Annotated in this window: 11 protein-coding genes; 6 read left to right on the forward strand and 5 right to left on the reverse strand. The window is 40.0% G+C overall.

Translation table 11 applies throughout. The features are described from left to right. The first annotated feature begins 15 nt into the window (after positions 1 to 15). The 3 genes from U1E44_RS13760 to U1E44_RS13770 are packed head-to-tail and all read left to right on the forward strand — an operon-like array spanning position 16 to position 3,100. Positions 16 to 1,689 (forward strand): ArnT family glycosyltransferase, encoded by a 1,674-nt coding sequence (locus tag U1E44_RS13760; protein WP_322931679.1) that lies wholly within the window; start codon positions 16 to 18, stop codon positions 1,687 to 1,689. 2 nt (positions 1,690 to 1,691) lie between these two features. Then, positions 1,692 to 2,348: a DUF4271 domain-containing protein gene (locus U1E44_RS13765; protein ID WP_322931680.1), complete on the forward strand. Its 657-nt coding sequence runs from the start codon at positions 1,692 to 1,694 to the stop codon at positions 2,346 to 2,348. A 5-nt stretch (positions 2,349 to 2,353) separates the two neighbouring features. Beyond that, positions 2,354 to 3,100, forward strand: a complete 747-nt coding sequence (locus U1E44_RS13770; RefSeq protein WP_322931681.1) for a uroporphyrinogen-III synthase — start codon at positions 2,354 to 2,356, stop codon at positions 3,098 to 3,100. A gap of 31 nt (positions 3,101 to 3,131) precedes the next feature. On the opposite strand, the gene pckA is transcribed toward U1E44_RS13770, so the two are convergent. Continuing rightward, positions 3,132 to 4,742, reverse strand: coding sequence for a phosphoenolpyruvate carboxykinase (ATP) (pckA, locus tag U1E44_RS13775; protein ID WP_322931682.1), 1,611 nt, complete (start codon positions 4,740 to 4,742; stop codon positions 3,132 to 3,134). Between the two features lie 67 nt (positions 4,743 to 4,809). Beyond that, positions 4,810 to 5,202, reverse strand: coding sequence for a DUF423 domain-containing protein (locus U1E44_RS13780; protein WP_322931683.1), 393 nt, complete (start codon positions 5,200 to 5,202; stop codon positions 4,810 to 4,812). Positions 5,203 to 5,283: 81 nt separating this feature from the next. Here U1E44_RS13780 and U1E44_RS13785 point away from each other — a divergent pair, with 81 nt between their 5' ends. Together U1E44_RS13785 and U1E44_RS13790 are read left to right on the forward strand one after the other, a co-directional pair. Next, positions 5,284 to 6,657 (forward strand): saccharopine dehydrogenase family protein, encoded by a 1,374-nt coding sequence (locus tag U1E44_RS13785; RefSeq protein WP_322931684.1) that lies wholly within the window; start codon positions 5,284 to 5,286, stop codon positions 6,655 to 6,657. Positions 6,658 to 6,705: 48 nt separating this feature from the next. Beyond that, positions 6,706 to 7,176, forward strand: coding sequence for an Lrp/AsnC ligand binding domain-containing protein (locus tag U1E44_RS13790; protein ID WP_322931685.1), 471 nt, complete (start codon positions 6,706 to 6,708; stop codon positions 7,174 to 7,176). A 188-nt stretch (positions 7,177 to 7,364) separates the two neighbouring features. On the opposite strand, the gene U1E44_RS13795 is transcribed toward U1E44_RS13790, so the two are convergent. From U1E44_RS13795 to U1E44_RS13805, 3 genes are all read right to left on the reverse strand, one after another. Further along, positions 7,365 to 8,060, reverse strand: coding sequence for a zinc metallopeptidase (locus U1E44_RS13795; RefSeq protein ID WP_322931686.1), 696 nt, complete (start codon positions 8,058 to 8,060; stop codon positions 7,365 to 7,367). A 257-nt stretch (positions 8,061 to 8,317) separates the two neighbouring features. Then, on the reverse strand, positions 8,318 to 8,572 hold the full coding sequence (locus U1E44_RS13800) for a SemiSWEET family sugar transporter (protein ID WP_322931687.1): 255 nt from the start codon (positions 8,570 to 8,572) through the stop codon (positions 8,318 to 8,320). Between the two features lie 19 nt (positions 8,573 to 8,591). Then, positions 8,592 to 12,116, reverse strand: a complete 3,525-nt coding sequence (locus U1E44_RS13805; RefSeq protein ID WP_322931688.1) for a leucine--tRNA ligase — start codon at positions 12,114 to 12,116, stop codon at positions 8,592 to 8,594. A gap of 169 nt (positions 12,117 to 12,285) precedes the next feature. Between U1E44_RS13805 and U1E44_RS13810 the strand changes: the two genes are divergently transcribed. Further along, the gene (locus U1E44_RS13810; protein ID WP_322931689.1) at positions 12,286 to 13,164 is read left to right on the forward strand and encodes a cell division protein FtsX; all 879 of its coding nucleotides are present in this window, start codon (positions 12,286 to 12,288) and stop codon (positions 13,162 to 13,164) included. Positions 13,165 to 13,281: the final 117 nt, after the last annotated feature.

Below are 13,281 nucleotides of genomic sequence, written 5' to 3' on the forward strand. Positions count from 1 at the left end.
AAACCTAAAATGGGTATGACCGCCAAATTCCCAAAACTTCTAGTATACCTTACCGCCGCTCTTTTCGCCATTAATCTGGCGCAAAGCTATTTTACGGAACTTATTTTTGACGAAGCGTATTATTGGTATTATGCCCAACAAATGGCATGGGGGTATTTTGATCATCCCCCCATGGTCGCCTGGCTTATAAAAATTGGAGGTCTCATTTTTCCGGACGAATTGGGAGTGCGGTTTGTAAGTTGTGTGCTTTCTTCGGGAACCGTGCTTATTTTATGGCTTTTGGCAGATCATCCCAAAAAAAACAATTTTGTCGTTCATTTTTTTGTGTTGTTATTCGCCATGGTATTGGTAAACGCCTACGGCTTTTTTACTTTGCCGGACACGCCCTTGCTTTTCTTTAGTGCCCTTTTTTTATACGCCTACAAAAAATTCCTGAACAAACCTTCATGGTTGACTGCTGTAGCCTTGGGCTTGCTCATGGCGGCACTTATGTACAGTAAATACCATGCCTTATTGGTTATTGTTTTTGTATTTCTGTCTAATGTAAAACTTATTTTTAATAAATATGCTTGGTTGGCTGTAGGCGTCGCATTGCTTGCCTTTTTGCCACACCTGCTTTGGCTTTTAGATAACGATTTTGTTTCCATAAAGTATCATTTACAGCAAAGACCTACCCGGGCATATTCTTTTAAGGAATTTACTTTACGGTATCTCATAAATCTCATAGCCTTGTTTGGACTTACGTTTCCATGGATTTATAAGGCGCTGTTTGCTACCAAGTTTACAGATAAATTTACGAATGCCCTTTTATTTGTAACCTATGGGGTATTGCTCTTTTTCTTTGTCTCTAGCTTCTCCAAAAAAGTACAAACGCAATGGCTCGTTGTCATTTGTATTCCCTTGATCGTATTGATTTTTAGGCATTTGATCGATACCCCGAGGGATCGAAAATGGCTTTTCAGACTCGGTATTGCCAATGGGCTATTGCTGCTCTATGCTCGGTTTGCCCTAATTTTTCCGATACTTTCTCCTGTGCCCTATGAATCTCATGGCAATAAAAAATGGGTACAAGACATAAAATCTAAGGTGGGCGAAATGCCCGTAGTTTTTGAAAATTCGTATCGCATTGCTGCCATGTATGCCTATTACTCGGGAAGTTTGTCGTATTCTTTTAACAATATTCGGCATAGGCTGAATCAATATTCTATTGATGATTCTGAAGCAAAAATTCAACATCAAAAAATACTCTATGTATCGCGTTATATCTCTGAGGGCGAATTTTCTTTTTTTATTGATAACAACCCTAATTACAAGGGGAAATTTATAGATAACTTTGAATCTTATCGAAAATTACGCTGCTTTTTTGATGACACCCCTGTGTCCTTAAGAGCGGGTGAACCAATGACCATGAAAGTATATAATCCGTACACCGAAACGATACCCTTAGCAAAACTTAAATTTCATGTAGCTTATTTAAACAAATATAAACGCGTAGAAGAAATACTCCCCTTAGATATAGCCCCTAAAGCACCAAATTACACTGCCTTAAAAGCAAGGGATACCACCTATTTTTTGGTAAAAATGCCAAAGACCACATTAAAAATAGAGGAACTGGCCTATTTAAAAATTGCGATTTCTGAAAATGGCCTTTATATGGGGATTAACAGTGATAATATAAAACTAAATTAATCATGGAACCGCTGTTACGCCCTGTAGCACACCCGGATTGGATTACGTTACTCCTTGTAATCAGTCTTGTATTTATAACCGTTGCCAAAGGTCTTTTTTATCAGAAGTTTATGAACTTTGTGATATTACCTTTTAACAACAAGTACATTTTTATGTACAATAAGAAAGACACCTTATTTAACGGCTTTAATCTTTTTATGAGTCTTTTTCAGCTCTTTAATTTTGCCTTGTACCTCTATTTTGCCTTTACCATTTTCGCAGATGCCACAACCCCGGCTACCGTAGCACACTATTTTTCTATTTTGCTCTTATTGTTTCTATTTCTATTGCTTAAAGTAGGTCTGCAACTCTTTAATGCCAATATATTTGATTGGGAAAAACCCACAGTAGACATCATTTTTAAAAAACTTTCTTATTTAAACTACAGCAGTATCCTCATGTGTGCCGCTAACATTCTATATTCTTTTGTGCCAATGGATCCCAAAGTTGTGTTCTACCTAAGTCTTTTCTTAATTATACTTATAAATGTTGTTGGTTGGATCACCCTTTTGCGAAATTATCAAAAATTGATTCTTTCCCGCTTTTTCTATTTTATTTTGTACCTTTGCGCACTTGAAATTGCACCTCTAATAATAATCGGTAGCTATCTAAAAGATTGAGGCCTATGAAAGTTAAAACGATTTTGGTTTCCCAACCAGAACCGAAAATGGAGAATTCCCCATATTCCAGACTTGTTGAAAAAGAGAAGATCACGGTAGATTTTAGGCCGTTTATTCATGTAGAAGGCGTAGATGCTAAGAATGTTAGGCAGCAAAAAATAGACCTAAACAACTACACTGCGATTATTCTTACCAGCAGAAATTCTGTGGATCATTATTTTCGCATTGCTGAGGAAATGCGTTTTAAGGTGCCAGATACTATGAAGTATTTCTGCCAGTCTGAGGCTGTTGCTTTCTACCTTCAGAAATATGTAATTTACCGCAAAAGGAAGATCTATGTAGGAAAAATGAACTTTCCGGATCTTTCTGTGTTGTTTAAGAAATATAAGGATGAAAAATTTCTCTTACCTTCTTCAGATGTACTAAAACCGATTGTTCCGGAAACCTTAAATGCTTTGGGACTCGATTGGAAAAGAGGCATATTTTACAAAACGGTCATCAGCGATCTATCAGATTTACGAGATGTGTATTACGATATTTTGGTGTTTTTTAGCCCTTCCGGTATAGAATCTTTGTTAAAGAATTTTCCAGATTTTAAGCAAAATAATACCCGTATAGCTGTTTTTGGAAATTCTACAGTGAATGCGGCAACCGAAGCCGGACTTCGAATCGACATTCAGGCACCCACCCCGGAAACACCATCCATGACCATGGCCTTACAAAAATACATTACAAACGTTAACAAAAAATAGCGATAGGCTCTAAAAACAGGCTTTCGTCATTTTAAAACGCATAACGTTGCGGTCCTCCACGACGAATCTCCTCATTAGCAAAAGCTTCATATTTCTTAAAGTTTTCCCTAAACGCATTCGAAAGCTTAAATGCGGTTTTATAATATGCCTTATCATTATTCCAAGTAGCTCTCGGACTTAATACCGAGGTAGGAACGCCCGGGCATTCCCTTGGCTGGGCAGTACCAAAGACAGAATGAATATGGTATTTATCGTAGGAATAAAGTCCGAGATCTCCATTTAAAGCCGCATGAATCATAGCCCGGGTATATTTTAATTTCATTCGAGTACCCACTCCATAAGGACCTCCTGTCCATCCGGTATTCACTAACCATACATTAACACCGGATTCTTTCATTTTAGCACTTAACATTTCGGCATATTTTGCAGGATGCAGCGGCATAAACGGCTCCCCAAAACAGGCCGAAAATGAAGGAATGGGCTCTACTACTCCGGTTTCCGTGCCGGCCACCTTAGCGGTATACCCCGAAATAAAATGATAGGCAGCCTGGCTGGGTGTAAGTTTGGAAATAGGAGGTAGCACACCAAATGCATCCGCTGTTAAAAAAAAGATATTTCTTGGATTGCCTCCCATAGAGGGCTGCTTAATATTTTCGATATGATAAATAGGATAACTTACTCGTGTATTCTGCGTAATCGAAGTATCCGAAAAATGAACTACACCTTGGTTGTCCAATATTACATTTTCTAGCAAGGCGCCTTTCTTTATGGCTCCGTATATCTCTGGTTCTTTTTCCTGCGACAGATCAATCACTTTAGCATAACAACCGCCTTCAAAATTAAATACGGTATTCTCATTATTCCAACCATGCTCATCATCCCCAATTAATTTTCGGTGAGGATCGGCAGACAAAGTTGTCTTTCCTGTGCCCGACAACCCAAAGAATATGGCAGTTTGCCCATCTTCGCCCACATTGGCCGCACAATGCATAGGCAAAGTATTTTTATACACCGGAAGCACAAAATTTAGCACCGAAAATATACCCTTTTTAATTTCACCGGTGTACCCCGTGCCCCCAATAAGGACAATTTTTTTGGTAAAATTTAAAATCGCAAAATTATGTTGTCGGGTGCCATCGGTTTCAGCATCGGCCTTAAAGCCAGGGGCATTAACCACAGTCCACTCCGGCTCAAAATTTAAGAGCTCCTCATTGGTTGGTCGTAAAAACATATTGTAGGCAAAAAGATTAGACCAAGGGTATTCGTTAATGACCCTTATATTCATCCTGTAATTGGCATCGGCACAGGCATAACAATCGCGCACAAAGAGTTCTTTGTCATCTAAATACTGAATCACTTTAGCATACAAGGCATCAAACTTAGCAGCGTTGAATGGAATATTTACATCGCCCCAACTAACGGTATCCCTAGTAATGGAATCCTTTACAATAAACCTGTCCTTTGGCGATCTTCCGGTAAATTCCCCGGTATTTATGGCTAAGGCACCCGAAGAGGCCTCTTGCCCCATATCTTTGGCTATAGAAATTTGATGCAACTCGTCCGGAGGCAACTGATAATACCATTTGGCATTCGACAATCCGTACGATTGTAATGAAATTGGTTTAATAGGTCTGTGTGGCATAATGTTATAAAAATGAATTTGAATAAAAAATCTATTTACCATGGACAGCCGCACTAGCCTTCATGGATTAGGTGTCTAAAAAAGCTCTATAGCAGCGATGCAGCAATAGGATCCAACCCAAAATAAGAAGGCTGCCACCGATGGGGGTAACAAAACCGATGCTCTTAAAATTAAAAGCGGTAAGGCTATTGGTAGCAAGCACGTATATTGATCCCGAAAATAGTACGACTCCGGCTGTAATGAAATAGAAAATCCATTTTTTAGAAGCGTCCGAAAATTGCGACGTACTCCCCAAAAAAAGTAAAAATAAGGCATGATACATTTGATAGCGTACACCGGTATCAAAGGTGTTAACCGAAGTGGCATCAACCAAAGTCCCTAAGGTGTGTGCTCCAAACGCACCCAGCACCACCGCCAGCAGACCAAAATAAGTTCCGGTCATCAAAATTGTTCTTTTCATAACTTATTTATCTATTTTTATTACAAATGTAACAATATGAAGAATTAGATTCGCTATTTTTACCAAAAGTAAGAAAACAATATGGTACGTAAAATTCTTGTGGTTGGCGCAGGCAAATCAACCTATTATTTGTTAGATTATCTTTTAGCAAAGGCAAATGATGAAAAATTGCGGCTTACTATTGCAGATCTAAAGGCGCATACCATTTCAGAAGCCATAAAGGCTCACCCTAGTTGCCATATTTTGACCTTGGATATTTTTGACAAAAAAGCCCTAGAGCAAGCAATTTTAAATGCCGATATTGTGGTATCCATGCTTCCTGCCATGTATCATATTACACTAGCCCTAGAATGTATAGCCCATAGAAAGCATTTGGTTACTGCCTCTTACGTAAGTGATGAAATAAAGAATCTCGATGCCGTAGCAAAGAAAAACGGATTGATATTTATGAACGAAATTGGACTGGATCCGGGTATAGATCATATGAGTGCCATGGAAGTGATAGACACCATTCGAGACAAGGGCGGAAAAATGTTACTTTTTGAATCGTTTACCGGCGGACTTGTAGCTCCGGAAAGCGATACCAACTTATGGAATTATAAATTTACTTGGAATCCTAGAAATGTAGTCATTGCGGGGCAAGGAGGTACGGCAAAATTTGTTCAGGAAGGCACTTACAAATACATACCGTATCATAAACTATTTAGAAGAACCGAATTTTTAGATATTGAAGGTTACGGCAAATTCGAAGTCTATGCCAATAGGGATTCTTTAAAATACAAATCGATTTACGGCTTAAACGACATTTTAACTTTGTACAGAGGCACTATGCGGCGGGTAGGTTTCTCCAAGGCTTGGAATATCTTTGTGCAGCTCGGAATGACAGATGACAGTTATACCATAAAAGAGTCCGAAGGGATGTCGTATCGGCAGTTTGTAAACCTATTTTTACCCTATTCCCCTACCGATTCGGTGGAACTAAAACTGCGTCATTATCTTAAAATAGATCAGGACGATAGTATATGGGAAAAGTTATTGGAGCTGAACTTGTTTGATGCATCAAAAAAAATACCTCTAAAAAATGCCACCCCTGCGCAAATGCTGCAATCTATTTTGGAAGATAGTTGGACACTAGCCGAAACGGATAAAGATATGATTGTAATGTATCATAAATTTGGTTACGAAATAAACGGAGAAAAGCATCAGATAGATGCCAATATGGTGGTTTTGGGTGAAGATAAAAGGCATACCGCAATGGCTAAAACCGTTGGGCTTCCAGTGGCCATAGCCACCTTACTGATCCTCAACGGAAAGATAACCACTCCAGGGGTACAAATCCCCATAAAAAAAGAGGTCTATGCCCCTATTTTGGCAGAATTAAAAACATTCGGCATCCAATTTAAAACCTACAAGGTGCCGTACCTAGGCTATAATCCCGATTCCGTTGCAGGTTAAGGTGTAAAACTATATTGCTATATTTAGCATCAAATAGTAGTTGCTCCCATGAAACCAACCTCCGAAATTGTACGTTTAGATGGCATTGACAAAAAAATTCTCAGATTTTTAATGGAAGACGCCCGAAGGCCTATTCTTGAAATTGCCAGAAGCATAGGTATTTCAGGTGCTGCCATACACCAGCGACTTCGTAAATTAGAAAATTCTGGCTTAATTACAGGATCTAAATTCGTTATAAATCCAAAAGCGATGGGGTATACTACCATGGCCTATATTGGCATTTATTTAGATAAAGCCATGAGCAATCCTGTAGCCGTAAAAGAATTAGAAAAAATACCTGAAGTGCTCGAGTGCCATTATACCACCGGAAATTGGTCTATTCTTATTAAGGTTTTATGCCGAGACAATGCGCATTTAATGCATGTACTCAATAAAAATATTCAACAAATTGAAGGGGTATCCCGAACAGAGACATTCATTTCCCTTGATCAGCAAATTGACCGACAAATTACGATCTAAATGGTAAATTAACAAAGCCCACGGTTGCCACCGTGGGCTTTGTTACGTTTGCTTTTAATAAAAAATCCGCTCCCCAAAAAAAGAACGGATTTAGAATTTTGACTATTCCCCACCATAACAAGATCACTCTATCACTTCATAACCTAAGGTGCACTATTTCTCAATTGTTGTTTCTTGTTTTCTATTGATTAATCTCTGCTGCCAAACACTTGCAATCCCCAATAAACCAAGGTAGCCAATGCGCCAATGGCAGCGACCAGATACGTCCTTGCAGCCCACTTTAAGGCATCTTCGGCGCCTGCATATTCTTGCTGACTCAGCATATTCTTGTTCTTTAACCAAGCCAATGCACGATTACTGGCATCGTATTCTACGGGAAGCGTAACAAAGCTGAAAGCGGTGGCCAATCCCATCATTACAAGACCTGCTACTGCGATATAGAAACCTAAACCAACTCCTGCCGCAGCTCCCAAGGCCAACCCTCCGAAAACTACCCACATAGACATCCCGGAAGTTACACTAACCACCGGTACTAACTTAGATCGCATCGTAAGCCATTCATACGCCTGTGCGTGTTGCACAGCATGCCCACATTCGTGAGCAGCCACCGCAGCAGCAGCAGCGTTTCGCTGACTGTAAACCCCTTCACTTAAATTTACTGTTTTGTTTACGGGATTGTAATGATCAGACAACATTCCCGGCGTGGAAACCACTTTTACATCACGTATACCGTGATCTGCCAACATTTTTTCGGCAATTTCTGCCCCACTTAAGCCGTTGCGAAGATGCACCTTGGAATAATGCTTAAACTTACTTTTAAGCTTTTGACTAACCAACATGCTTACCAGCGCAATGGCTCCAATAAGTATATAATATCCTATCATAATCTTTTTTGTTTTTAAGGTAAATATACGCAATCTAAACAAAAATCTCGCCAAAACCAGCAACTGTCATGTTCATGACAAAATGTACTTTTTAAACCTCCGAAATACCTTATGATAAACCGCACTTTTTAAGTCCAACCGTCATTTGGTTTACACTTCTTAATTCATTACAATGAGGAGTATGCTGCCTAAGATCGATAGATACGTTCTCCTTCTCCACCCTTTTTAGTGAGGAAAAGCACTGCCAAATGATCTTTTTATTTGTATTTCAACTTTAAGAGCACAACAAAAAGCACTAACACGGCGGTAACACCATTAGCCAAAATAATGGGAAAGCTGTTGTGATAAATGCCATATACAAGCCATAGTATAAGTCCACTGAGCAAGACCAAATCCATGGTGAGCGAAATGTCCTTGGTTGATTTGTGTCGCCAAGTTTTGTACACCTGAGGAATAAACGCCGCGGTGCTTAAGGCAGCTGCCACAAAACCCACAATTTCAATAGCCATCATACCCTATAAAATTTCTACATTATCCTACGATATTCACAATTTTTCCGGGTACAACAATAACCTTTTTAGGCGTTCTGCCCTGCAATTGCTCCTTGGTTTTGTCATGCGCCAACACCCTAGTTTCAATGTCTTCTACGGACATATCCAAAGGTAGTTCTAGTGTAAAACGCATTTTTCCGTTAAAGGAAATGGGGTATGCCTTTGTACTTTCTACCAAATATTGGGCATCAAATACCGGAAAAGGCACGGTGGCAATAGACCCGGTATGGCCCAATTTCTCCCATAACTCTTCCGCAATGTGTGGGGCATACGGTGAAATCAAAATCGCCAAGGGTTCTAAAATCTCTCGGTTATTGCATTTTAATGCGGTAAGTTCGTTTACACAAATCATAAAGGTGGAGACCGAGGTGTTGAAGGAAAAATTCTCGATATCTTCTGCTACTTTTTTAATGGTTTTGTGGAGGATCTTCAAAGCCTCCCCCAACCCCTCCGAAGGAGGGGAGTCGGCCACATAAAAAGTATTATCGGGGCCGGAATGGTACAACCGCCATAGTTTCTTTAAAAATCCATGAACTCCAGTTATCCCGGCTGTATTCCAGGGTTTGGATTGTTCTAAAGGCCCTAAAAACATCTCATACATACGTAAACTGTCCGCCCCATACTGCTCACAAATGGCATCCGGACTCACCACATTGTATTTGGATTTGGACATTTTTTCGACTTCGCGGGAAACAATAAGTTCCCCTCCCGGTCTCCCCGAAGGTGAGGAATTGGAATCATATATTTCTCCATTCTCTAAAACAAAAAGCGCCTCCTTATACTCAGGTCTCCAATTTTTAAAGGCGTTGATATCTAAAGCATCCGATGAATTTATAAGGGATACGTCAGCATGGATACTATAAGAATCTGATATTGCCAATCTAAATGATACTAATTTCGATTGATAAGTATTTTCAAATTTTTCCTTTAGCTTTTTTTCCAAATCAAAAACACGGTCAGAATTTCCTTTAATTTGATTAAAATAAGATGATGATATAAAAACGTGATTAAAACTATCAATCTCATCTTTATCAAATGATATCTCTTTATCAAAGCCAGGAATAACTCCTAATTTATTTATAAAGGCACTCGTCCCCGTAATCATCCCCTGATTAATCAGTTTTTTAGCAAACTCGTCTTTGGGCACTAAGCCTTTATCAAACATAAATTTTTGCCAAAAACGACTGTAGAGCAAATGTCCGGTGGCGTGTTCACTGCCGCCAATGTACAAGTCCACATCCTGCCAATAATCAATGGCTTCCTTAGAGAAAATTTCCTCTTCATTATGCGGATCCATATAGCGGTTAAAGTACTGGGAGCTGCCTGCCCATCCCGGCATGGTGTTGAGTTCTAAAGCCCCTCCCAACCTCCCTAAAGGGGAGGAGTTATTGAATTCTTCTTGGGAAACGATTTTCCCCTCATCCCCATATTGCAGCCAATGCCATTTCTTGGCATTGCCCAAAGGCGGTTCTCCGGTCTCGGTGGGGAGGTATTTCTCCACTTCGGGGAGTTCTATCGGCAGAAACTTAGGGTCTATCATCTGCGGCATTCCATCCTGATAGTACACCGGAAAAGGTTCGCCCCAATAGCGTTGGCGACTAAAAACGGCATCGCGCAATCGGTAATTCACCTTGCCTTTGCCCTGTCCCAAATCCTCCAATGCCGCAATCACCTTTTTTACTGCCTCCTTATACGTCAATCCGTTTAAAAAATCGGAATTTTTGTACACATAACCGTCTTTAGCACTATAGGTCTCATTCTCAATTAAATTGAGGGTATTGTCCGGTTCACCTTTGGGAGTTAGGGCGCTAAAAATATTCGGAATAGGAATATTGAAATGCTTGGCAAAATCATAATCGCGCTGATCGCCACAAGGAACAGACATTACCGCCCCCGTGCCATACCCCGCCAAGACATAATCGCCAATCCACACCGGAATAGGCGCTTTAGTAAACGGATGTTCTACATATGCACCTGTAAACGCCCCGGTAATGGTTTTTACATCGGCCATACGATCCCGCTCCGAACGTTTTGCAGTAGCTTCTATATAGGCTTCCACTGCCGTCCTTTGTTCCGGGGTTGTAATTTGTGGTACCAATTCATGCTCCGGCGCTAACACCATAAAACTAACCCCAAAAATGGTGTCGGGACGAGTGGTGAAGACGGATATCTCTTGGTTGACCTCCCCCCGACCCCCTCCCAAGGAGGGGGAATTGGTTTTTAGGTTCATTTGTAATGCGATCTCAGCTAAAACTTTATCCAAATCATTCAGGACTTCTTCATTGCTAAAACGTAGTACCGTATAGCCTTTCTTTTGTTCCAGCACCAATTGCCGTTCTGCATCCTTATCCATTTGATATTGATGGATTTCTCCATCAACCTCAACAATCAATTCTTTTTCAAGACAAACAAAATCCACAATAGAATCGGCAATCGGATGTTGTCTTCTAAACCGATGATCCAAATTCCGCTTTCGAAGTCCTTCCCAAAGTGCCTTTTCTGCAGGGGTAGGGTTCTTGCGCATTTCCTTTGCCCGATCTAAAAGCACCCCATATATTTTTGAATCGCTGGTGACATATTTTGGGGCACCAGAATCCATTCCCCCTCCCTGGGAGGGGGTTAGGGGGAGAATCTTAAAGGCAACCTCCGCTCCTTCCGATCTTCCTATCCAATTGGTTTGGGAATCTTTTAAGGGCTGCGGCCAGTCTACTTTGACAAGACCATTTAACAACCGTTGGGCATAGGCCGTAATGCGCATGCTCCATTGCGTCATTTTTTTCCGGATTACGGGATGACCGCCCCTTTCTGAAACGCCATTTACAATTTCATCATTGGCCAAAACCGTTCCCAGTGCGGGACACCAATTCACTTCGGTCTCTGCTAAATACGTAAGTCGATACTTTAAAAGAAGTTCTTGTTTTTCTTTGTCGGAATACTTTTTCCAATCCGAGGCCAAAAATATAGGGGTATCTTCATCGCAAACAGCATGCACGTTTTCATTTCCCTCTTTTTCAAAAAGCGCGATTAGTTCGGATATGTCTTCTGCCTTATCCGTGACTTTGTTGTACCAGGCATTGAATAATTGGATAAAAATCCACTGTGTCCATTTGTAATATTTGGGATCTGAGGTACGGACTTCCCGACTCCAATCAAAAGAAAAACCAATTTTATCGAGCTGTTGCCTGTATCTCTTGATATTGGTTTCGGTCGTCAATGCCGGATGCTGTCCGGTTTGTATGGCGTATTGTTCTGCCGGCAATCCAAAGGAATCATACCCCATGGGATGCAGTACATTAAAACCTTTATGGCGTTTGTAGCGGGCATAAATATCACTGGCGATATACCCAAGCGGATGCCCCACATGCAGACCTGCACCGGAAGGATAGGGAAACATATCCAGTACATAAAATTTTTCCTTATCGGATGAATTCTCTGCCTTAAAGGTTTGGTTCTTTGCCCAATACTGTTGCCATTTGGCTTCAATTTCACTGAAATTGTAGTTCATTATAATCGGTTCATTTGTAAATGCCGCAAAAATAGGCTTAATCCGTGAAAAGGGAAAGTTTATGCCAGAGACAAACTGTTTTTAGATCTAATTAAAAAAATAGGCGTTCTGGAATAACCCTACTTTTATTTCATTTACTTTACTATTTTTACATATTCATTTTTTTGCTATGAGTAATTCATTTGAACGCTATCAAAAAAGAAAATTGATATCTTCGTATTTTTCTGTGGTACTAAGTATTGGGTTAGTACTTTTTCTGCTTGGTATCCTCGGGCTTTTAGTGCTGAACACCAAAAAACTAGCCGACCACTTTAAAGAGCAAATCGCTATTTCAGTTTTTTTGAAAGACACTGCTAAACCCGTAGAAGTAGATCAGCTACAGAAAGCCTTAGCACTTGCCGAATACACAAAAACGGCCACCTACATTTCAAAAGAAGAAGCTGCCGAGCAGCATAGTGAGGAAATTGGCGAAAATTTTCTGGACTTTTTGGGTTACAATCCCCTTAAAAATGCAATCGATGTAAAACTAAAAGCCGATTTTGTATCTACTGATAAAATTGAAGAAATTGCTGCCGATCTTTCTTCCAAGGCCTACGTGCAAGAGGTGAGCTATGATCAACCCTTGATAAAACTGCTTAACGAAAACGTAAAAAGAATTAGTTTTTGGATTTTGGTAGCGAGTGGTGTTTTTACCATTATTGCTGTATTGCTTATAAATAGCAGCATTCGACTCTCTATTTACGCTAAACGATTCATAATTAAAACGATGCAAATGGTGGGTGCTACTAAAAAATTTATTCGTTTACCTTTTATCATTACCAACATTAAACTAGGCATACTTGGTGCACTCGTGGCCTTGGTGGCGCTTGGGGTTGTAGCCTATTACGTAGATGTCTATTTTCCGGAATTGTATCTTTTTAAAGACCCCGGTATCATTGCCCTACTTTTCTTGGTAATTTTTTCGCTTGGTGTCCTCATTTCCTATATAAGTACGTTCTTTGCTACCCAACGATTTTTAAATCTTAGGACAGACGATTTATATTACTAAATTTGCACCATAAGCACCAAAAAGGACAATATCTTGATGAAGATTGAGGTTATAAGCATTAACATACTGCTCCCGATCTATAATTTTGGGAATAACGAAAAATAAATACACCATTAA

It is taken from the genome of Aurantibrevibacter litoralis (assembly GCF_034651555.1).
Taxonomy (GTDB): domain Bacteria; phylum Bacteroidota; class Bacteroidia; order Flavobacteriales; family Flavobacteriaceae; genus Aurantibrevibacter; species Aurantibrevibacter litoralis.